The following is a 23,788-nucleotide window of genomic DNA, read 5'->3' on the forward strand; positions in this document are numbered from 1 at the left end:
TTTCCTCTCCTCGTTTCCTCAGGTGTTGCGTTCCTCGGTGCCGACCACGTCGGAAGACTTCGTCGGCTACGACCCGGACCGTGCCGCCCGTGCGACCAGCCCCCTGAGCGCCCGGAACCAGGTCTCTGCGAGATCCCGTACCGTCTCGGCGGACAGCAGGCCCTCGGGATACGACCAGTGCGCGGCCAGCACCGGCCCGTCGGCCCGGTCCTCGGTCACCACGTTGATCTCCAGCGCGTGCCCCTGCCGCATCGCCGCCTCCGCGCCGATGTCGGCCGCGTCCTCCTCGGGCGCGTACGACCAGTCGGTCTCCTCCGGGATGCCGAACCGGCCCAGGTAGTTGAACTCGATACGGGCCTGCTCGCGGTCCGCGAGGACCTCGCGCGTGCGCGGGTTGAGGTGGCGCAGCATGCCGTAGCCGACACCGTTCGCGGGCAGTGACGCCAGATGCTCGCGCACCCGCCGGACCGCCTCCTGCGCCGCCGGGCCGCCCGCGAAGGCGTCCGCCGGATCGGCCGGACCGGGGTCGAGCCGGACCGGGAAGACGCTGGTGAACCAGCCCACCGTGCGGGACAGGTCCACACCGTCGCCGGCCAGCTCCTCCTCGCGGCCGTGGCCCTCCAGGTCGACCAGGACCGACGTGTCCGACCCGCCGTTGCGGCGCCGCCAGTCGGCGACGGCCAGTCCGAGACCGGCGAGGAGCACGTCGTTGACGTCCGCCCCGAAGGCCGCGGGCACGGACGACAGCAGCGGGCCCGTGTGCTCGGCGGGAAGCCGCAGCGCGACCTCACGCACGGTCCCGGTGGTGTCCACGTCGGGGTCCGGCTCGCGGGTCAGCGGGAACGGCTCGCTGCCCCCGTCCAACACCGCCTCCCAGACGGCCAGTTCGGCCTCGCGCGCCGGCTCCCGGGACTGCTCGGTGAGCAGCCTGGACCAGCGGGCGAACGACGTCTCCACCGGCACCGGTTCCACCGGCCGCCCGGCGGAGACCGCCGCCCAGGCCGCCGCCAGATCGGGCAGCAGCACACGCCACGACACACCGTCCACCACCAGGTGGTGGGCCATCAGCAGCAGCCGGCCCGGCGCGTCGCCCGCGTCGAACCACACCGCCCTGACCATCACCCCGGCGTCCGGATCGAGCAGCGCCCGGGCCGCGTGCGCCCGCTCGCCGACGACCGCGCCGAGCGCCTCCGCGTCGAGCCCGGCGATGTCCACCCGCTCGATCCACCCGGTGGCGTCGACCGTGCCGACCGGCGGCACGTGCAGCGACCAGTCCTCCGTGTCCTCGGTGGACGGCCGGACCAGCGTGGCCCGCAGCAGGTCGTGCCGGTCCGCGAGCGCCTGGAGCACCACGGTGAGGGCGGGCAGGTCCAGCGCGGCGGGTGTGCGGACGAGCGCCGACTGGTGGTAGGAGGCGAACGGGCCGCCGAGTTCGCGCAGCCAGTGCATGACCGGCGTCAGCGGGATCGTGCCGGTGCCGTCGTCGGCCGGCCGCGGGGCGCCCGCGTCGGCGGACTCGGCGACCGCCGCGAGCCCGGCCACCGTCCGGTGCCGGAAGACCAGCCGTGGTGTGATCCGCAGACCGGCCGCGCGGGCCCGCCCGACGAGCTGCATCGCGACGATGCTGTCGCCGCCGAGGACGAAGAAGTCGTCGTCGACGCCGAGCTGTTCGAGCCCGAGCACCTCGGCGAAGACCGCGTGCAGCGCCTTCTCCGTGTCCGTGACGGGAGCGCGCCCGGAGGACAGGGCGGAGAAGTCCGGTGCGGGCAGCGCCGCCCGGTCCAGCTTTCCGTTGGCCAGCTCCGGGAACCGGTCGAGCACCACCACCGCCGCCGGGACCATGTGGTCCGGGAGCCGCCCGCCGACGTGCGCCCGCAGCCCCGCCGGATCCGGCAGCGCCCCGGGCGCCGGCACGACGTACGCGACGAGCTGCTTGCGCGGCCCGTCCTGACGTACCGTCACCAGCGCCTGCGCGACGGCGGGATGGGCGGTGAGCGCGGACTCGATCTCGGCCGGCTCGATCCGGAAGCCACGGATCTTGACCTGGTCGTCGGCCCGGCCCAGGTAGTCGAGCCGGCCGTCCGCGGTCCAGCGGGCCAGGTCGCCCGTACGGTACAGCCGTGCGCCCGGCCCGCCGAACGGATCGGCCACGAACCGCTCGGCCGTCTGCCCCGGCGCGCCCAGATAGCCGCGCGCGAGCCCGCCGCCCGCCAGATAGAGCTCCCCGGTGACACCCGGCGGCACCGGCTGGAGCAGCCCGTCCAGGACATGGGCCCGGGTTCCGGCCACCGGCCGTCCCACCAGCGGCCGTTCACTGTCGCCGACCCGTGCCACCAGCGCGTCCACGGTCGACTCGGTCGGCCCGTACAGGTTGAACGCCTCGGTGCCGCGCAGCGCCCCGAGCCGCTGCCACTGGGCGACCGGGACCGCCTCGCCACCCACGCCGACCACGGCCAGCGGGCAGGTGTCACCCTCCAGCAGCCCGTTGTCGGCCAGCTGCGCGAACAGCGACGGGGTCACCTCCAGGAAGTCGAAGCGTTCCCGTCGTACGGCGGCCGCGAGCAGTTCGGGATCGCGCCGGACCTCTTCGGAGACGATGTGCACACAGTGCCCGTCCAGCAGCCACAGCTGCGGCTGCCAGGAGGCGTCGAAGAAGAACGACCAGGCGTGTCCGGCCCGCAGGTGCCGCCGCCCGGCCAGCTCGATCGCCGGGGCGTACAGCGTCTCGCGGTGGCTGTGGAACAGGTTGCCGAGTGTCTCGTGGGTGATCACCACACCCTTGGGACGGCCGGTGGAGCCGGAGGTGTAGATGACATACGCCGGGTGGCGCGGTGTCAGCGGGGCCGACCGGTCCGCGTCGGTGAGCGCGGAGGTGTGCTTGGCGGCGATCGTCTGGGCGGTTGCCGGCGAGTCGAGGACCAGCAGGGGCGCCCCGCACGGCAGCGCTCCGGCCAGCTCGCGGGTGGTCAGGGTCAGTACGGGTTCGGCGTCGGCGAGCACCTCGGCCGTCCGCTCGGACGGGGCGTCCGGGTCGAGCGGCAGATAGGCCGCCCCGGCCTTGTGCACCGCGAGCACGGCCACCAGGAACCGCGCGGTGCGCGGCAGCGCGAGCGCCACGAACCGCTCGGGCCCCGCGCCGAGTTCGACCAGCAGCCGGGCGAGCCGGTTGGCCTCCGCGTCGAGTTCCGCGAACGTCAGCTCGACGCCGTCGGACGCGGCGGCGGGCAGCTCCGGGTGGAGCCGTACCCGCTCCTCGAACAGGGCGGGAACGGTCGTCGGCGCGGCGGCCGGGGGCCGGCTGTGCCAGCCCGCCGACAACTGGCGCCGCTCGTCGGGATCGAGGATGTCGACCCGCCCGAGCCGCAGCTCCGGGTCGGCGGCCACGGCCCGCAGGATCCGCCGCAGCCGGTCGGCGAAGGACTGCGCGGTCGTGTGGTCGAACAGGTCGGCGCTGTACTCCAGGACACCGTCGACTCCGGTGCCGTCGGCCCGCTCCACGAAGTCGAAGGAGAGGTCGAACTTGGCGGACGTCTGGGCCACTTCGTCGCGCCGGGCGTCGAGACCGGGCAGCGGCCCGCTCTCATCGCCGCCGGCCGCCAGATACACCACCATCACCTGGAACAGCGGGTGCCGGGCGAGCGAACGGGCCGGGTTGAGCACCTCCACCAGCCGCTCGAACGGCACGTCCTGGTGGTCGAAGGCCGTCAGATCGGCATCCCGCACCCGGGCGAGCAGCTCCCGGAACGTCGGATCGCCGGAGGTGTCGGTGCGCAGCACCAGCGTGTTGAGGAAGAACCCGACCAGCTCCTCCAGACCCGCGTCGGTCCGCCCGGAGATCGGGCTGCCGATCGGGATGTCGTGGCCCGCGCCCAGCCGGGACAGCAGGGCCGCCACCGCGGACTGGAGCACCATGAAGACCGTGACGCCGTGCTCGCGCGCCAACCGGTCCAGATCCGCGGCGAGTTCCGCGTCCAGCGAGAGATCCGCCGCACCGCCGCGATACGTCGACTCCAGCGGCCGGGGCCGGTCGACGGGCAGCGCCAGCTCCTCCGGCAGCCCGGCCAGCGCCCGGCGCCAGTAGGCGATCTGCCGGTGCGCCGGGCTCCGCGGATCCGACTCGTCGCCCAGTACGTCCCGCTGCCAGAGCGTGTAGTCGGCGTACTGGACCGGCAGCGGCTCCCACTCGGGCGCCCGCCCGGCCGTCCGGGCCGCGTACGCCAGCGCCAGGTCCCGGTGGAGCGGCCCCTCCGACCACTCGTCACCGGCGATGTGGTGCAGCAGTACAAGGAGCGTCCACCGGTCCTCACCGGTGAGGAACACATGGACCCGCAGCGGCGGTTCCCGGTCCAGCTCGAAGCCGTACGCGCCCGCCTCGGCCAGCCGCTCCGCCAGCCGGTCCTCGGCCACGTCCGCCACCTCGAAGGGGACGGTCACGTCGTCCAGGACCAATTGGTGCGCCCGGCCGTCCTCGTCCGGGAACACCGTGCGCAGCGTCTCGTGCCGTGCGACGAGATCACCGACCGCGGCCCGCAGCGCTTCGACGTCCAGCGCCCCGGTCAGCCGCCAGGCCGAGGGGATGTTGTACGTGGCACTCGGCCCCTCCACCTGGTACAGCACCCACAGCCGGCGCTGGGCCGACGACAGCGGCAGCCGCTCGGGGCGCTCCCGGACCGTCAGCGCCGGACGCGGGTCGGCGTCCCCCTCGGTGAGCCGGGCCGCCAGCCGCGCCACCGTCGGCGCGTCGAACACCGTGCGTATCGACACCTCCGTCCCGAACGCCTCCCGGACGCCCGCGACCAGCCGGACCGCGAGCAGCGAGTGGCCGCCCAGCGCGAAGAAGTCGTCGTCGACGCCGACGCGCTCCACGTCCAGGACGTCCCGGAACAGGCCGAGGAGGATCTCCTCGCGCGGGGTGCGCGCCCCCGCTGCCGAACCCGCGAACACGGGGGCGGGCAGGGCCCGCCGGTCGAGCTTGCCGTTGGGGGTGAGCGGCAGCGCGTCGAGGATCACGAACGCCGCCGGGACCATGTGCTCGGGCAGCGCCCCGGACGTGTGCCGGTGCAGCTCCGCCGGGTCCGCCGTCCGTCCGGCGGCCGGGACGACGTAGGCCACGAGCCGCTGGTCGTAAGGGACGACGACCGCGTGCGAGACGCCCTCGTGCCGGGCGAGGACGGTCTCGATCTCGCCGGGCTCGACGCGCACTCCGCGGATCTTGACCTGGTCGTCGGTGCGGCCGAGGAAGTCCAGGGCGCCGTCGGCCGTCCAGCGGGCCAGGTCGCCGGTGCGGTACATCCGGGTGCCGGGCGGACCGTAGGGGTCGGCGACGAACCGTTCCGCGGTCAGGCCCGGACGGTCCAGATAGCCGCGGGCGAGCTGGACGCCCGCCAGGTACAGCTCGCCGGCGACGCCGGGCGCGACCGGCCGCAGCGCGGCGTCCAGAACGAGCACGCGGGTGTTCCACACCGGGCGGCCGATCGTGACGGAATCGGCGCCGGCCGGCACCTGGACCGCCGTGACGTCGACCGACGCCTCCGTGGGCCCGTACAGGTTGTGCAGCTCGGCCGGCAGCACCTCGTGGAACCGCCGCGCCACCGGCACCGGCAGTGCCTCGCCGCTGCACATCACCCGGCGCAGACCGGTGCAGTGGGCGGCGGCCGGCTCCTCCAGGAACCCCTGGAGCATCGACGGCACGAAGTGCGCGGTGGTGACGCCCTGTTCGCGGATCAGCCCGGCCAGGCGGGCCGGGTCCCGGTGGGCGTCCGGCGGGGCGATCACCAGGGTCGCCCCGGTGATCAGCGGCCAGAAGAACTCCCACACGGAGACGTCGAAGCCGGACGGCGTCTTCTGGAGCACCCGGTCGTCACCCGTCAGACCGTAGGTGTCCTGCATCCACAGCAGCCGGTTGACGATGCCCTCGTGCGGGACGATCACGCCCTTGGGGCGGCCCGTCGACCCCGAGGTGTAGATGACGTAGGCGGGGTGCGACGGGTCGTAGGAGGACGGCAGTTCACTGTGCGGGCCCTCGGGCAGCGCGTCCGTGATCACACACACCGGCCGGGCGTCGTCCAGCATCAGCGCGCGCCGCTCCGCCGGCTGGTCGGGGTCGAGCGGCAGATAGGCGCCGCCCGCCCGCTGCACGGCCAGCAGCGCCACCACCAGGTCCAGGGAGCGCGGCAGCGACACCGCCACCGTGCGCTCGGCCCGCACGCCCATGCCGGCCAGGACGCGCGCGCTCTCCTCCACCCGCGCGTCCAACTCCGCGTACGTCAGCCGCTCGTCGCCGAAGACCAGCGCGGTCGCGTCCGGCGTCCGGGCGGCCTGCGCGGCGAACAGCTCCGGCAGTGTGGTCGCCGGCACCTCGTGCGCGGTGTTGTTCCAGCGCTCCAGCACGGCGTGCCGCTCGTCCCCGTCGAGGACGTCCAACTCCCGTACGGGACGGTCGGGTTCGGCCGCCACCTGTTCCAGGAGCCGCACCAGCCGTGCGGCCGTCCGCTCGGCCGTCGCCTCGTCGTACAGGTCGCGGGCGTACTCCAGGAGCAGCACCAGACGGTCCCGGCCCGCCTCGTCGACGAAGGTGAAGTGCAGGTCGAACTTGGCCATGCCGGTGTCCATGTCGAACCACTCGGTGTCCATGCCGAGCACGTCCGGGTCGCCGCCGGGCCGCCAGTGGTAGCCGAGCATGACCTGGAACAGCGGGTTGCGGCCCGCCACGCGCGGCGGGTTGACCGCCTCGACCACCTGGTCGAAGGGCAGGTCCTGCCGCTCGAACGCCTCAAGGGCGGATTCGCGCACCCGGGCCAGCAGCCCCCGGAACGTGGGCGCCCCGGACACGTCGGTGCGCAGCACCAGCGTGTTGACGAAGAAGCCGACCAAATCGTCCAGTGCGTCGTCCGTGCGGCCCGCGATGGGGGAGCCGAGCGGGATGTCGTCCCCGGCGCCGAGCCGGTGCAGAAGCGCCGCCGTGGCCGCCTGGAACAGCATGAACATGCTGGTGCCGGTGGCCGAGGACAGGTCGTGCAGCGCCTGGGTGATCTCACCGTCCAGCTCCACGCGGACCTTGCCGCCCCGCCCGGACGGTGTCTCCGGCCGCGGCCGGTCGGCGGGGAGCGTCAGCTCCTCGGGAAGGTCCCGCAGGGCCTCGGTCCAGTGGGCGAGCTGCCCGGCGCCGACCGTGCCGAGCAGGGTGTCCTGCCAGAGCGTGTAGTCGGCGTACTGGACGGGCAGCGGCTCCCACCCGGGCGCCCGGCCGGCCCGCCGGGCCTCGTAGGCCGTGCCGAGGTCGGTGAGGAAGGGGCGGTCCGACCACTCGTCGGTGGTGATGTGGTGCAGGACGAGCGCCACCACCTGGTCGTCAGGGCCGAGCCGCAGCACCTCGGCCCGCAGCGGGATCTCCGCACCCAGGTCGAACGGGCGCCGCTGGGCCCGCTCGACGAGCGCGGGCAGTTCGTCCTCGCGGCAGTCGGTGACCCGGAACTCCGGCGCCACCTCCCCGGGCGCGGCGATCCACTGGTACGGCTCGCCGTCCGCCTCCAGGAACCGGGTGCGCAACACCTCGTGACGGTCCGTCACATCACCCAGCGCGGCCCGCAGCGCGTCCAGATCCAGCGCTCCCCGCAACCGCACGACCAGCGGGAAGTTGTACGCGACACCGCCACCGGTGATCCGCTCCACCAGCCACAGCCGTCGCTGGGCCGCCGACAGCGGGATCCGGGCGGGCCGGTCCGGCACGGCCGCCAGCGCGGGCCGGGCCGGCTGTCCGACCGCCGCCCGCAGCGCCAGCGCCTCGGGTGTCGGCGCCTCGAACAGGTCGCGGATCGCCAGCTCGGCGCCCAACTCGGTGCGGGCCCGGCTGATCAGCCGGGTCGCCAGCAGCGAGTGGCCGCCCAGGTCGAAGAAGTTGTCCTCCGCGCCGGTGCGCGGCAGCCCCAGCACCTCGGCGAAGAGCCGGCACAGCACCTCCTCGACCGGGGTGCGCGGCCCGCGCCCCTCGGAGAGCGCGACCGCGGGCTCGGCGTCCGGCAGGGCGCGGGCGTCGAGCTTGCCGTTGTCGTTCATCGGCAGCCGCGGCAGCACCACGAAGGCCGCCGGGACCATGTACCCGGGCAGCCGCTGCCCGAGGTCGTCCCGCAGCCGCCGGATCAGCGCGCTGTTGCCACGGGTGGCCGTCGGAGTGTTGGCGTACGGCACGGAGTCGCGGTCGGTGCGCGGCCGGTACAGGCCGGAGGTGCGGCCCGTGCGGTCGGCGGGCACGAACACGGCGTCGAAGTAGCCCGGTTCGTCGGCCCAGGTGGTCAGTGTGCGGCAGCCGTACGAGGCGCCCAGCCGGCGCAGCTCGTGTGGCTCCACACCGGTGTCCGGCGCCCGGTCCGCGTCCATCGCGCGCATCGCCGCGAGATCGTCCGCCGTGCGCGCGTCCGGGATCCGCCGCACCCGCAGCGGTCCGGTGCCGTCGAAGTGGCCGAACAGGTCGGTGCCCCAGGGCAGTTCGAGGGCGTCGTCCAGCGGAAGCGCGTCCGCCGGGTCGGTGTACAGCACCACGTCGTACCGGTAGCGCGTCAGCTCGTTGTGGTGCCGGCCCGCCTTGGTGCGCAGCTCGACGCCCACACCGAGGGTGGTGAACCAGTCCGGGTCGACGAGGAGTTCCTTCTCCAGCGCGAGACCCCGGTCCACGGCCCGGCGCAGTGCTTCGCGGTCACCGCCGGTGTCCGCGCGGGCGGTCTGGATGCCGGTCTGGAAGACCCGTGCCTGCCGCAGGTCGCGTACGTCGCCGAGGAACAGCGCGCCGCCGGGCGCGAGCAGGCCCAGCGCGCCGCGGATCACCTTGTGCAGATGGTCCAGGCTCGGGAAGTACTGGACGACGGAGTTGATGACGACCGTGTCGAAGTACCCGGTCGGCAGCCCGTCGGTCACCTCGGCGGGCTGGCAGCGCAGTTCGACCTTCGCCGCCAGCCCGGGATCGGACTTGATGCCTTCCGTCAGCTTGCGGATCACGGGGGCGGCGAAGTCCGTCGCCCAGTAGGCCTCGGCGTCCGGGGCGAGCCGGGACAGCAGCAGGCCGGAGCCGACGCCGATCTCCAGGATCCGCCGGGGCCGCAGCTCCTGGATCCGCTCCACGGTGGCCTCACGCCACTCCCGCATGTGCTCCACGGGGATGGGATCGCCGTCGTAGGAGCTGTCCCAGCCAGCGAAGTCCTCGGTGAACAGGGCGGTGCCGATCTCGGTGTACTCCGCCGAGTAGATCTCCTGCCACTCGCCGATCTGCTCGCGCTCGGCCGACTCCCTTGCCTCGGCGTCCGGTTCGGCCGGCACGACATAGCCGACGAGCCGCTGGGTGCCCGGCGCGGACGTGTCGTCGCGGGCGAGCACCGCCGCCTGGGACACCTCGGGGTGCTGGGCCAGGACCGTCTCGATCTCGCCCAGCTCGACACGGTAGCCACGGATCTTGACCTGGTCGTCGGTACGGCCGAGGAAGTCCAGGTTGCCGTCCGGGCGGCGCCGCACCAGGTCGCCGGTGCGGTACATGCGCTCGCCCGGCAGGCCGTACGGATCGGCCACGAACCGCTCGCCGGTCAGCGCGGGGCGGTCCAGATAGCCGCGGGCCAGACCGACGCCCGCGATGTACAGCTCGCCCGCCACCCCGTCCGGCACCGGCCGCAGCCAGGTGTCGAGGATCCGGGCCCGGGTGGCCCGGATGGGACGCCCGACGGTCGGGGTGGCGCTGTCGTGCGTGCCGCCGCCGAGGGTGTTGATGGTGTACTCGGTGGGCCCGTACAGGTTGTAGCCGTACGTCCCCTCCGTGTCCCGCAGGGTGTTCCACACCGTCTCGGTGACCGCCTCGCCGCCCAGCAGCACCAGCGGCGGTCGGTGACCCTCCAACAGGCCCTCGTCGATGAGGAGATGGGCGTACGTCGGGGTCACGTTCACCACGTCGACGCGGTGCTGCTCGCAGTACGCCACCAGCGCGGTGGCGTCCCGGCGCAGCTCCTCGTCGCAGATGTGGACTTCATGTCCCTCGACGAGCCAGAGCAGTTCCTCCCACGACATGTCGAACGCGAACGACACGGTGTGCGCGATCCGCAGCCGCCGCCCGCCCGCCGCCGCGATCGCCGGCGCGAAGATCTCCTTCTGGTGGTTGAGCTGCATGTTCGTCAGGCCCACGTACGGGGTGACAACACCCTTCGGGCGGCCCGTGGAACCGGACGTGTAGATCACGTACGCCGGGTGGTCCAGGCTGAACGCCACCTGCACCGCGTCGCCGGACACCCCCGCCAGCTCGGCCGCCACCTGCGGGTCGTCCAGCAGCACCCGAGGGGTGTCACCGGTCAGCTTCCGGGACACCGCCTCCGTCGACAGCAGAATCAGCGGACGGGCGTCCGCCAGCATCGACGACAGCCGCTCCGCCGGATGGTCCAGCTCCAGCGGCAGATAGGCGGCGCCGGTCCGCAGCACCGCGAACAGCGCCACGACCATGTCGATCGACCGGGGCAGCCCCAGCGCGACGACCTGCTCCGGCCCCGCGCCGCGTGCGATCAGCAGCCGGGCCATCCGGTTGCAGCGCGCGTCGAGTTCGGCGTACGTCACCGTCGTGGCCCCGAAGACGAGCGCGGTGTCGTGCGGAGTGCGGGCCGCCTGCGCCGCCAGCATGTCCGCGACGGTCTCGTGCGGCACCGGCTGCCGCTGCTCGGCGTCCTCGCGGGCCAGCGCGGCGGCCTCGGCGGGCAGCAGCGCGTCCAGCGAGCCGACGGCCGCCGTGGGGTCCGCGACCAGACGGCCCACCATCAGCACGAACCGGTCCAACAGCGCCTGCGCGTACGGCCCTTCGAGCAGGTCGGGGCGGTAGGCGAGGGTGACCCGGACCCGCTCGCCCGGTGTGACGACCAGGTTCGCCGGATAGTGCGTGGCGTCGACGTTGGCGACCGCGGTCGCGCCGTGCCGCTCGCGCAGCTCCGCCAGCCGTTCGTCGGTGTCGGCGTTGCGCAGCACGAACAGCGTGTCGAACAGCCGCCGGTGCCCGCTCTCCGCCTGGAGCACACCGAGCCCCAGGTACTCGTACGGCATCACCGCGAGCCGCTCGCCCTGGATCCGCCGCAGCAGATCGAGGACCGGCTCGCGCGGGTCGAAGGCGATACGTGCGGGCACGGTGTTGAGGAACATGCCGATGACGTTCTCCACGTCCGGCACCTCACTCGGCCGGCCCGCGACCGTGGTGCCGAACGCGATGTCGGTACGGCCCGTCGCACCCGCGAGAGCCAGACCCCAGGCCGCGTTGAGCACGGTGTTGGGTGTGAGGCCGTGGCGCCGCGCGGTCTCCCGCAGCCGCCCGGCCACCTCCGCGTCGAGCACCGCGTCCAGGTGCTCCGGGATCACCGGCTCCAGGCCCCGGTCCGAGACCGTCGGCGCCAGCAGCGTCGGCTCCTCGAAACCGGCCAGCGCGGTCCGCCACGCGCGGGTGGCCTCGCCGTCGTCCTGGTGCTCCAGCCACGTCAGGTAGTCGCGGTACGAACCGGGCCTGGCCAGCCCCGCCGGGTCGCCGCCGCTCTCGTACAGCGCGAAGAGCTGGTCCAGGAAGAGCCAGGCCGACCAGCCGTCCCACAGGATCAGATGGCGTCCGACGACCAGCCGGTCGCCGCGCCCGTCGCCGAGCCGCACCAGCAGCATCCGGAACAGCAGCGGACGGGACAGGTCGAAGCGGCGGGACCGCTCCTCGTCCATCAACTCCCGCAGCCGCCGGTCCTGTTCGTCGGGCGCGAGACCCGAAAGATCGACCTCGGTGAGCGGGATCGCCGCGTCCGACACGATGAACTGCACCGGCTGGCGCAGCCCTTCGCTGGTGAAGCCGGCGCGCAGGCTCGGATTGCGGTCCAGCAGGGTGCGGGTGGCGGCCAGGAGCCGCTCGGTGTCGACCGGCACGGCGAAGTCGAACGACTCGTGGACCGTGTACACGTCCAGCACACCGTCGTCGTAGTTCGAGTGGAAGAACAGGCCTTCCTGGAGCGGCGCGAGCGGCCACACGTCCTCGATCCGGCCCGGGGCGAGCCGCTCGACACCGGCCCGCTCCTCGTCCGTGAGGACAAACGCGGAACCGGCAGGGGCCGGGGTGCCGGAGGTCTCCGTCAGGGGCGCGGCCTCCGCGAGAGCGGCGGGTGTGCGGTGCTCGAAGACGTCCCGCGGATCGATGCCGAGCCCCGCACGCCGGGCCCTGCTGGACACGGCGATCGAGCTGATGCTGTCCCCGCCGAGCAGGAAAAAGTCGTCGTCGACGCCGACGTCCGGCAGCTTCAGTACGGCGGTGAAGATCTCCGTGAGCAACTGCTCGCGCGGTGTACGCGGGGTACGGGCGGCGGCGCGCACGGCCTGCGGGGCGGGCAGCGCCCCCCGGTCGAGCTTGCCGCTGGGGGTCAGCGGCAGCGCGTCGAGGACCACCCAGGCACTGGGCACCATCGACGCGGGCAGCCGCTCACCGAGCGCGTCACGCAGGTCAGTGACCTCGGCGGGCGTCGACAGCACCACGTAGGCGACGAGGGTGTCGTCGCGTACGGTGACGGCCGCCTGCGCCACCTCGGGCAGGGCGGCCAGCGCGGCCTCGATCTCGCCCGGCTCGATCCGGTTGCCGCGCAGCTTGACCTGGCGGTCGGTGCGGCCGAGGTACTCGACCACTCCGTCGGCGCGGCGCCGGACCAGGTCACCCGTGCGGTACATGCGGCTGCCGGGCGGGCCGTACGGGTCCGCCGTGAACCGCTCGGCGGTCAGCGCGGCGCGGGCGTGGTAGCCGCGGGCCAGCTGGACACCGGTGAGATACAGCTCGCCGGGCACGCCGTCCGGCACGGGCCGCAGGCAGGAGTCGAGGACCCGAAGGCCGGTGTTCCACACGGGCCTGCCGATGGGCACCACGGTGCCCTCGTCGTCGCCGGACGGGTGGTACGTGACGTCGACGGCGGCCTCGGTCGGACCGTACAGGTTGTGCAGCGGTACGCCCGTCAGCTCCCGCCAGCGGCTCGCGGCGGCGGCCGGCAGGGCCTCGCCGCTGCTGAACACGCGGCGCAGCGACCGCGCCCACGCCGGATCGGCCGTGACCTCGTCCGACTGGAGGAACGCCTCCAGCATCGACGGCACGAAGTGCATCGTCGTGATGTGCTGTTCGTTCACGAGAGCGGCGAGATAGGCCGGGTCGCGGTGGCCGTCGGGACGGGCGAGGACCACGGCCGCGCCCTCCATGAGCGGCCAGAAGAACTCCCACACGGAGACGTCGAAGCTCGACGGCGTCTTCTGCAACACCCGGTCGTCGGCGCGCAGTTCATACGCGCCCTGCATCCACGCGAGCCGGTTCACGATCGCACGGTGGGTGACGATCACGCCCTTGGGGCGGCCGGTCGAGCCCGAGGTGTAGATGAGGTAGGCGGGGTCGTCGGGGCGGGCGGCGACGGCGTCACCGGAGTGCGTGGAGGCCGCGGGGCCGTTGTCCTCCGCGTCCAGCAACAGCACGTCCGTACCGGGTGATTCGGGCAGCCGGCCGGCGCTCGCGCTCAGGGTGACGACGGTCCGCGCGCCCGAGTCGGCGAGCATGTGGGTCACCCGGTCCGCCGGATAGTCCAGGTCGACCGGCAGATAGGCCGCGCCCGACTTCAGCACACCCAGCAGCGCGACCATCAGCTCCGCGGAACGCGGCACCGCGACCGCGACGAACGTGCCGGGAGCCGTGCCACGGGCCCGCAGCCGCGCCGCCAACGCCGCGGCGCGGACGTCGAGTTCGGCGTAGGTGAGCGGCTCGCCCTCGAAGACGACGGCCGTCGCGTCCGGGGTACGGGCGACCTGGGCGGCGAACGCGTCGGCCAGGGTGGTCGCCGGGACCGGACGGTTCTCGCCCGCCGGATGGGCGGAGAGCGCCTCGTCCGGCGAGAGCAGGTCCACGGAGGCGGCGGTGCGGGACGGGTCGGCGGCGATCGCTTCCAGCACCCGGGCCAGCCGGTCGCCGAGCATGCGCACGGTGTCGCCGTCGAGGCGCTCCGCGTGGTGCTTCAGCCGCAGATCGAGCCGGCGGCCGGGCTTCACCACCAGCGCGAGCGGATAGTGCACGGCGTCGTGGAAGGCGTCACCGGTGATCCGGACCAGCCCCGAAGGGTCGCGCAGGTCCGTGCCGGCCGGGTAGTTCTCGAACACCACCAGGGTGTCGAAGAGTTCACCGCGGCCCGCGTGCCCCGACACGCGCTGGATCTCCGCGAGTCCCAGATGCTGGTGGTCCAGCAGCCGCGACTGCTCCTCCTGGAGCCGGGACAGCAGAGCGCCGAGCGAGGCGCCCGGGGTCCAGCGGAAGCGGGTCGGGAGGGTGTTGATGAACAGGCCCACCATTCCGGCGATGCCGTCCACCTCGCTGTCACGCCCCGAGACCGTGGTGCCGAACACGACGTCGTCGCGGCCCGTCAGTCCGCCGAGCAGCAGACCCCAGGCGGCCTGGACGACCGTGCCGAGGGTGACGCCGTGCTCGCGGGCCCGCTCGGCGAGCCGGGCGGTGGTCGCCTCGGCGAGTTCGACACGGACATGTGCCGGCTGGACGGGGGTGTTCTCGTCGGCCGGTGTCTCGACCAGCCGGGTCGGCTCGTCGAGCCCGGCGAGGGCGGTACGCCACTCCTCGCGGGCCGCCTCCTGGTCCTGGCGCGCGAGCCGGCGCAGGAAGTCGCGGTACGGCGCCGGCTCGGCCAGGGGGGGAGTGTCCGTGCCGTAGCAGGCCATCAGCTCCCGGTGCAGCACCGGCAACGACCAGCCGTCCGCCACGATGTGATGGAACGTCAGCACCAGCCGGCTGTGCTGCCCGTCGAGCCGGACCAGCGCGCAGCGCACCAGCGGGGGCGCGCCCAGGTCGAAGCCCGCCGCGCGCTCGTCCGCCGCGACGGCGTCGCTCAGGGACTGCCGTACGGCTTCGTCCTGTGCCGAGAGATCGACCTCGCGCCAGGGGAGTTCGGCGCCCTCGGTGATGATCTGTACCGGTGTGCCGTCCGCGCGGCCGCGGAACGCGGCCCGCAGCGGGGCATGCCGGTCCAGCAGGCGCTGGGCGGCCCGGCGCAGGGTCGGGCCGTCGACCGGTCCGGCGAGGTCGAGCACCTGCTGGACCGTGTAGGCGTCCGCGCCGCTCAGCGCGTGGAAGTAGAAGCCCTGCTGGAGCGGGGTGAGGGGGAGCAGCTCCGCGATCGCGAGCGGCCGGCCGCCCTGGATCTCGGCGAGTTCCCCGGCGCCGAGCGCGAGCAGCGGCTCCTCGGCGGCGGTGATCTCCTCCTCGGCGCGGTCGACGGCCGTGCGGGCGAGCGCCTCGGCCGTGCGGTGCCTGAAGACGTCCCGCGCGGTCAGCCGCAGGCCCGACTCGCGGGCCCGGATGAGGAGTTGGATGGCGACGATGCTGTCGCCGCCGAGGGCGAGGAAGTCGTCCTCGGCGGTCACCGAGTCCAGGTGCAGTACCTCGGCGAAGAGCGCGCACAGCAGCTTCTCGCGCGCGGTGCGCGGCGGGCGGCCGGAGCTGAGCGCCGCGTAGTCGGGCGCGGGCAGGGCCCGTGCGTCGATCTTGCCGCTCGGGGTGACGGGCAGCGTGTGCAGCGGCACGAACGCCGAGGGGACCATGTGGTCCGGCAGCCACTCGGCCGCGTGCGCGCGCAGGGTGCGCATCAGGGCGGCCGGGTCGCGGAAGGGCGCGGGCAGGTTCGCGTGCGGATACCCGGCGGCGGGCCGGTAGGCGCCGGTGAGCGGGCCGTCCAGGACGAACAGCGCGTCGAGGGAACCGTCGTCGGCGCCGCCGTTCCAGGTCAGCGCCGCCCGGTAGCCGTGTGCCCCGGCGAGGGTGTGCAGTTCCTCCGGGTCGGCGCCTGGGGCCGCCTGGTGGCCGCTGCCCTCCAGCCGCCACAGGTCCGCGAGATCGTCGGTGAGACGGGCGTTGGGCACACCGGTGACCCGCAGCCGCGCGGGCCGTTCGGCGAGCAGCTCACCGAGTCCGGTGAGCGCCCCGGCCGCCGACCAGTGCACCTCGGGCGTCTCCGGGATGTCCGTGGTCTGCCCGGCGGGCCGCAGGACGACGTCGTACCGGTAGCGGCTCAGCTCGTTGTGGTGGACCGCCCGCTTGATCCGGATGTCCGCGTCGAATCCGTCGAGCGACGCGAAGAAGTCCGGGTCGAGCAGCAGCTCGCCCTCCCAGCGCACCGACCGTTCCACGGCGGCCCGCAGCGCGCTCTTGTCCTCGCTCTCGCCGTCCCCGGCGCGGGGGTCCGCGGCCCGCCTGGTCTCGACGGCGGCCCGCAGGGTGCGCAGCAGACGCAGGTTGCGGATGTCGCCGAGGAAGATCCGCCCGCCGGGCGCGAGCAGCTCCGACGCCTTGCGTACGACGTCGAGGAGGTAGTCGGCGCTCGGGAAGTACTGGGCGACGGAGTTGACGACGACCGTGTCGAACCAGCCGGCCGGCAGGCCCTCGGTGTCGTGCGCCGGACGCGCGCTCAGCTCCACCTTCCCCGCCAGCTCCGGGTCGGCGTCGACCTGGGCGCGCAGCGCGGCGACGGCCTCCTGAGAGAGGTCGGTGCCCCAGTACGCCTCGCAGTCCGGCGCGAGGTGGGACAGGATCAGACCGCTGCCGACGCCGATCTCAAGCACCCGGCGGGCCGGCCCGAGACCACGGATCCGCTCGACGGTCGCCGCGCGCCACTCGCGCATCTCCTCGACCGGGATCGGCGTGCCGTCGTACATGCTGTTCCAGCCCGCGAAGTTCTCGCGGAAGCTCTCGGTGCCGGCCGCGCTGTAGAGGAGTTCGTGCAGCTCCTTCCACTCGCCGACCCGTGTGTCCGGGTCGGCGTCGCGGGGTCCGTCGAGCGCCGGCACGACATAGGCGGCGAGGCGGCGGTCGCCGGGGCGGTCCTCGCGGGCCACGACCGTGACCTGGTCGACGGCCGGGTGGCCGCGCAGCACCGACTCGATCTCGCCCGGCTCGATCCGGAAGCCCCGGATCTTGATCTGCGCGTCGGCGCGGCCGAGGAACTCCAGGCGTCCGTCGGCCCGTCGGCGGACCAGGTCGCCGGTGCGGTACAGCCGCTCGCCCGGGGCGCCGAACGGGTCGGCGACAAAGCGTTCCGCCGTGAGGTCGGGGCGCCCGAGATAGCCGCGCGCGAGACCGGCGCCGCCGAGATAGAGCTCTCCCGTGACACCGGCGGGAACGGGCCGGAGAAAGGCGTCGAGGACATACGCGCGGGTGCCGGGGTCGGGGACACCGATCGGCACGATCGCGCCGGCCGGGGTGTCCGGGTCGCACAGGCCCAGCGTCGAGTTGGTGGTGGCCTCGGTGGGGCCGTACGCGTTGAACATCATCCGCCCGCGCGCGTACCGGCCCACCAGCTCGGGCGACACCCGCTCGGTGCCCGCGAGGAGCGTGGCCGCCGGCGGCAGCACGATGTCGTCCGGCATGGCGGCGAGCAGCGCGGGCGGCAGAATCATGAAGGTGATGCCGTGCGCGTTCGCGTAGTCGGCGAGCGGCGCGCCGGGCACCCGGCGTTCGGCCGGGACGACGACCAGCCGGCCGCCGGAGAGCAGACCGAGGCACAGGTCCCAGAACGCCACGTCGAAGCTGGGCGAGGCGAACTGGAGCACCCGGCTGTGCGGCCCGATGCCGAAACGTTCGCTCTGTGTCGCGATCAGCTTCGCCACACCGCTGTGCGCGAGCACCACGCCCTTGGGGCGGCCGGTCGAACCCGAGGTGTAGATCACGTAGGCGGCGCCGAGCAGGGTCAGCGGGGCGCCGCGGTCCGCGTCGGTAGGGTCGTGCGCCGGGCGGGTGGCCAGCTCGGCCGTCGCGTCCGCCGTGTCGAGCTCCAGCAGGGCCATGCCGTCCTGCGCCGGCAGCTCCCGCGCGGTCTCCCGGGTGGTGACCATGCAGACGGGGCGGGCGTCGCCGAGCATGTACGCGATGCGGTCGGCCGGGTAGTCGTGGTCGATCGGCAGGTAGGCGGCGCCCGACTTGAGGACCGCGACCTCGGCGACGATCAGCTCGGCGGACCGGGGGAGCGCCAGCGCGACGATGCGCTCGGGGCCCGCGCCGCGCGCGAGGAGCGCGTGGGCGAGCCGGTTGGCGCGCTCGTCCAGCTCGGCGTACGTCAGCTCCTCGTCCTCGAAGACCAGCGCGACGGCGTCCGGACGCTCACGGACCTGCTCGGCGAAGAGGGCGGGCCAGGTGTCCGCGCGGACCGTGTGCGCGGTGTCGTTCCAGCCGACGACGACCTGGTGGTACTCCTCGTCGGTCAGCAGCGTCAGCCGGGCGACCGGCGTGTCCGGGCGTGCGACCGCGTCGGCCAGCAGCGTCCGGTAGTGGGCGAGCAGCCGGTCCGCGGTGGCGGCGTCGAACAGCGCGGGGTCGTAGGTGAGCCGGGCCGTGTCCCCGTCGGCCTCCAGCAGCACGTCGACGGGGCCCGGCAGTTCCCCGGCGGGCCGCTCCCGTGTGGCGAAGGCGGTGTTGAACAGCAGCCCGCCGCCGCGGGTCGGCGCCGGCCGCAACTCCTCGACCAGCAGCTCCACCGGGATCCGGTGGTTCTGCACGTCGTCCCGGGCCCGGTCCACCCGCAGCGCCAGCTCACGGAAGGTGGGCTCCGCGTCGAGGGACACCCGCAGGGGGAGTCCGTCGTGGCCGACGGTGAGGTCCGTCGCGCCGCTGTAGTGGTGCAGCAGCGCGAAGAACGCGGCGAGCGACTGCGCGTCGGATGCCTCGGGAAGACCGGACAGTGTCCTGGTCGCCCGGTCCGTGGTGGACTCCGGCGGGTGGGGCCGGTCGGCCGGCAGTGAGATCTCGAGTGGCAGCGGTGTGAGCAACCGTCGCCAGTAGGACAGAGCTTCCTCGGAACCGCACACGGCCGCGTGCCTCCCCAGCAGGTCGTTCCCGGCTTGGGCCGGGGGGTCGGCGACATACTAAGGTAAGGGTTACCTAATTCCCAGGGTGCCCTCCATGGTTACCCGGAGGCGGGGGCGCGGAATCGCACCACCCGGGCCGACCGGACCCGGAGTTCTCGTCCCGCGGTTCTCCACCTACAGTTAAGGTAAGCCTCATCAAAGGAAGTTCACGTGGGGACCTCGGTGGTCCGGGCGGCGAAAGGCCCCCGCGCAGTACTCCTGCTCGCCTTCTCCGGCGCGGCACTGCTCGCACTCTGTGCGTTGTCGATGGCCTTCGGCGCTCTGAACGTGCCGCTCGGCCAGGTCTGGCACACCCTCCTCGGTGACCCGCCGAGCGCCCGGATCGACACGGTCATCTGGAACGTACGGCTGCCGCGCACCCTGCTCGGCCTCGCCACCGGCGCGGCCCTCGGCCTGTCCGGCGCGCTGATGCAGGCCCTGACACGCAACCCGCTGGCGGATCCCGGCATCCTCGGCGTCAGCGCCGGTGCGGCCTTCGCCGTGGTGCTCTCCGTCGGCGTCATCGGCATCAGCTCGGTCTACGGCTACATCTGGTTCGCCTTCGCGGGCGCGGCGGCCGCGAGCATCCTGGTCTACGTCCTCGGCGGACTCGGCCGCTCCGGCACCACACCGGTCAAACTGGCCCTGGCCGGCGTCGCGATGACCTCCCTGCTGTTCTCGCTGACCAGCGCGATCGCGCTCACCGACCCGGACGCGCTCAACCGCTACCGCTTCTGGTCCGCGGGCTCGCTCGCCAACCAGAACGAGGAAGTGCTGCTGCGTGTCCTGCCGTTCCTCGCCGTGGGCGCCGTCCTCGCCCTGGCCTGCGCGCCGTCCCTGAACAGCCTCGCGCTCGGCGACGACGTGGCGAAGTCGCTCGGCCTGCGGGTCGGCCTGATCCGCGTCCAGGGGGTGATCGCCGTGACCCTGCTCACCGGCGGCGCGGTCGCCGTCATCGGCCCGGTCGTCTTCGTCGGCCTGGTGGTCCCGCACATAGCCCGCGTCCTGACCCAGTACGCGGGCATCGGCCCCGACCAGCGCTGGCTGCTCCCCCTCTCGGCGGTCCTCGCCCCCTGTCTCCTGCTGGCCGCCGACATAGCGGGCCGACTCCTGGCCAGCCCCACGGAAATCCAGGCCGGCGTCCTGGTCGCCTTCATCGGCGGCCCCTTCTTCATAGCCATGGTCCGCCGCCGCCGACTCGCAGAACTCTGAGGGCCGCCACATGATCCCAAGGCAACGCCAAAAGGGGCGCGGGGAACTGCGCGCTCAGCCACGTCGTGCCCGCACGAACACACCGACCTCGGCCCCCCGCTCCCAGGGGCGCGGGGAACTGCGCGACAAGCCACACACGACCGGCACGGACGTACCCCCTGAGGGGCGCGGGGAACTGCGCGCTCAGCCACAGGCAACCCGCACGGGCCCCCCGGCCAAAACCCCCGCGGCGGCAACCCCATGACCACACACACCGCCCCGCGTGGAACCCGCACCCGCATCCCCTTCAGACTCACCACACCCCCCGTCTCCGGCGTCCTGCGCCCAAGACTCCTCCTCGTCTGCCTCCTCCTCGCCGCCGTCACCTTCCTCGCCTTCTGCGTGGAGGTCTCCCTCGGAGACATCCCCCTCTCCCTCACGGAAGTGATCCGCGCACTGTTCGGCGCGGGCGACCCCGGCACCGAGCTGATCGTCCACGAGCTGCGCCTCCCCAGGGCCCTCGCCGGCCTCCTCGTCGGCATCGCCTTCGGCGTCTCCGGCGCCCTGCTCCAGACGATGACCCTCAACCCCCTGGCCAGCCCGGACATGATGGGCATCACCCAGGGCGCCGGCGTCGCCGTGGTCGCCGGCATCGTCCTCGGCTGGGACGGCGGCCTCGGCACCCAGGCCCTCGGCCTGCTGGGCGCCCTGACGGCCGCGGCCCTGGTCTACGTCCTCGCGTGGAAACGCGGCACCACCGGTTACCGCATCGTCCTCGTCGGCGTCGGCATCGCCTGGATCTGCACCAGCGCCACCGACTACCTCATGGCACGGGGCCAGCGCTTCCAGGCCCAGGCCGCCCTCGGCTGGCTCGTCGGCAACCTCAACGGCCGCACCTGGGAACAGATCACCCCCCTCGCCATCACCATGGCCGTACTCGTCCCCGCCGCCCTGCTGCTCGGCCGCCAGATGCGCACCCTGCAACTCGGCGACGACGTCGCCCTCGGCCTCGGCACACGCGTGCAGACGGTCCGGGTCGCCGTACTGCTCATCTCCGTGGGCCTCGTGGCGTTCGGCACCGCGACCGCGGGCCCGGTCGCGTTCGTCGCGCTCGCCGCGCCCCAGGTCGCCCAACGGCTCGCCGGTACCTCGGTGCCGCCGCCCGTGGCCGCCGGCCTCACCGGCGCCGCCATGGTGCTGCTGTCCGACCTCGCCGCGCGGGAGATCGTCCCGGGTACCGAGCTGCCGGTCGGGATCGTCACGGGCGTGCTCGGCGCCCCCGTACTGCTGTGGCTGCTCGTCCGCGCCAATCGCGCCGGTTCTGGAGGCTGAAGACGTGTCGAAGACGTACGAGGGTCCGAGCGACGGTCCCGACCTGCGTGCCGAGGGGCTGCGCCTCGCCTACGACGACCGGATCGTCGTGGACGGCCTCGACCTGGCGATACCGCCGGGACGGATCACGGCGATCGTCGGCGCCAACGCGTGCGGCAAGTCGACCCTGCTGCGCGCCCTCGCCCGGTTGCTGACGCCGAAGGCGGGCGCCGTGCATCTCGACGGGCGCTCGGTGAACTCGATCCCCACCCGGGTCCTCGCGCAGCGGCTCGGCATCCTGCCGCAGACGCCGGTCGCGCCCGAGGGGCTGACCGTCGTCGACCTGGTGGGGCGCGGCCGTTCACCGCACCAGACGTGGTGGCGGCAGTGGTCGGCCGCCGACGAGGAGGCCGTGCACGAGGCGCTGCGGGCGACCGCGATGACGGACCTGGCGAACCGGGCCGTCGACGAGCTCTCCGGCGGCCAGCGGCAGCGCGCCTGGATCGCCATGGCGGTGGCCCAGGGCACCCCGGTGATGCTGCTCGACGAACCGACGACGTATCTCGACCTCGCCCACCAGATCGACGTACTCGACCTGATCACCGACCTCAACCGGACGCAGGGCCGCACGGTCGTGATGGTGCTGCACGACCTCAACCAGGCCTGCCGGTACGCCGATCACGTCGTCGCCATGAAGGGCGGGCGGATCGCGGGCGAGGGCGCACCCGGCGATGTCATCACCGCGGCCATGGTCGAGGACGTGTTCGGGCTGCGCTGCATGGTGGGCGAGGACCCGGTGAGCCGGACGCCGATGGTCGTTCCGATGGGCCGTCACCACGAGGGCGCGGACGCCCCTTCCGTGCCGTTGTCGGGCTGAGCCCACACGTTCCTGTCCTGTTGGGCATTGCAAGGTAAGCCTAACCTTATCTAGCATGTGCCTGTTTGGGAGCCGCGTGTTCTCACGCTGAGAACCCGGTGACCCCGTATACAGGAGGCGATGACGCTGTGGCGCCGCTGCAGAGTGGTCCGGATACCATCTACGACGTTCTGGGCATCGGCTTCGGCCCGTCCAACCTGGCACTTGCGATAGCCCTGCAAGAGGCCGGGGCAACGCCCGACACGACGGACGGGCTCCGCGTCGGATTCGTCGAGAAGCAGCCGAGGTTCGGCTGGCATCGGGGCATGCTGATCGACGACGCCACCATGCAGGTGTCGTTCCTGAAGGACCTCGTCACGATGCGCGACCCGACCAGCGACTTCAGCTTTCTGTGCTACCTGCGCGACCGCGGCCGGCTGGTGGACTTCCTCAACCTGAAGACGCTGTTCCCGCTGCGCATCGAGTTCCACGACTACTTCGAATGGGCCGCGGCACGCGTCGCCCACCTCGTCGAGTACAACTCCGAGGTCGTCTCCGTGCGGCCCGTCACCGAGGACGGCGAGGTCCGCTGGTTCGACGTCACCACCCGTGACCCGCGCGACCCGCAGCGGCAGACGGTCCGCCGCGCCCGCTCCATCTGCGTGGCCACCGGCCTGGAGCCGCACCTGCCGCCCGACGCGGCCCTGTCCGGACGCGTCTGGCACAACAGCGAGTTGCTGCCGCGCGTCGGCGAACTCGTGCGCTCCGGCACCCCGGTGCGCCGCGCGGTCGTCCTCGGCGCCGGGCAGAGCGCCGCGGAGGCGGTCGACTACCTGCACCGCAACTTCCCGGACGCCGAGATCTGCTCGGTGTTCGCGAAGTACGGCTACACCCCCGCCGACGACAGCCCGTTCGCCAACCGGATCTTCGACCCGGAGGCCGTCGACCTCTACTACGGGGCTCCCAACGAGGTGAAACAGTCGCTGTACGACTACCACCGGAGCACCAACTACTCGGTCGTCGACATGGACCTCATCGAGGCGCTGTCCCGGACGATGTACCAGGAGCAGGTCCAGGGCCGGCAGCGGCTGCGGATGATGAACGTCTCGCGGCTGCGCGAGGTGACCGCCGGCGAGGACGACGTCAAGGTCACGGTCGAGTTCCTGCCGACCGGCGAACGCGAGGTGCTCGGCGCCGATCTGCTCGTCTACGCGACCGGCTACCGGCCGCAGGGCATCGGCGACCACCTCGGTGACATCGGCAAGCTCTGCGTCCGCGACGAAGAGGACGAACTGCGCATCGGCCGGGACCACCGGGTGGAGACCCTGCCGAACGTCAGTGCCGGCATCTATCTCCAGGGCGGCACCGAGCACACCCACGGGCTGACCTCGACCCTGCTGTCCACAACGGCCGTGCGGGCCGGGGAGATCCGCGCCGCCCTGCTGGCCCGCCACCGCGCTCCCCAGGCGGACCTGGCACGGGGATAGGCCTCCGAAGGTGGCTGAAAGGCCCCGTACGCCGGTCGCCGGG

The 23,788-nt window shown here is 73.2% G+C and carries 5 protein-coding genes; 4 read left to right on the forward strand and 1 reads right to left on the reverse strand.

The window, feature by feature from the left end; all coding sequences use genetic code 11:
* Positions 1 to 66: 66 nt before the first annotated feature.
* Complete coding sequence (locus ACIQAC_RS18210; RefSeq protein ID WP_402192134.1) at positions 67 to 18,861, reverse strand: amino acid adenylation domain-containing protein; 18,795 nt, start codon at positions 18,859 to 18,861, stop codon at positions 67 to 69.
* Positions 18,862 to 19,071: 210 nt separating this feature from the next.
* Between ACIQAC_RS18210 and ACIQAC_RS18215 the strand changes: the two genes are divergently transcribed.
* From ACIQAC_RS18215 to ACIQAC_RS18230, 4 genes are all read left to right on the forward strand, one after another.
* The gene (locus ACIQAC_RS18215) at positions 19,072 to 20,112 is read left to right on the forward strand and encodes a FecCD family ABC transporter permease (RefSeq protein ID WP_402192137.1); all 1,041 of its coding nucleotides are present in this window, start codon (positions 19,072 to 19,074) and stop codon (positions 20,110 to 20,112) included.
* Positions 20,113 to 20,352: 240 nt separating this feature from the next.
* Positions 20,353 to 21,423, forward strand: coding sequence for a FecCD family ABC transporter permease (locus ACIQAC_RS18220; protein ID WP_402192139.1), 1,071 nt, complete (start codon positions 20,353 to 20,355; stop codon positions 21,421 to 21,423).
* Positions 21,424 to 21,427: 4 nt separating this feature from the next.
* A complete protein-coding gene (locus ACIQAC_RS18225; protein WP_402192141.1) occupies positions 21,428 to 22,279 on the forward strand; it encodes an ABC transporter ATP-binding protein in 852 nt (283 codons plus the stop codon).
* 128 nt (positions 22,280 to 22,407) lie between these two features.
* Positions 22,408 to 23,745 (forward strand): lysine N(6)-hydroxylase/L-ornithine N(5)-oxygenase family protein, encoded by a 1,338-nt coding sequence (locus ACIQAC_RS18230; protein WP_402192142.1) that lies wholly within the window; start codon positions 22,408 to 22,410, stop codon positions 23,743 to 23,745.
* Positions 23,746 to 23,788 lie beyond the last annotated feature (43 nt).

The sequence above is a fragment of the Streptomyces sp. NPDC088387 genome, assembly GCF_044753385.1.
Taxonomy (GTDB): domain Bacteria; phylum Actinomycetota; class Actinomycetes; order Streptomycetales; family Streptomycetaceae; genus Streptomyces.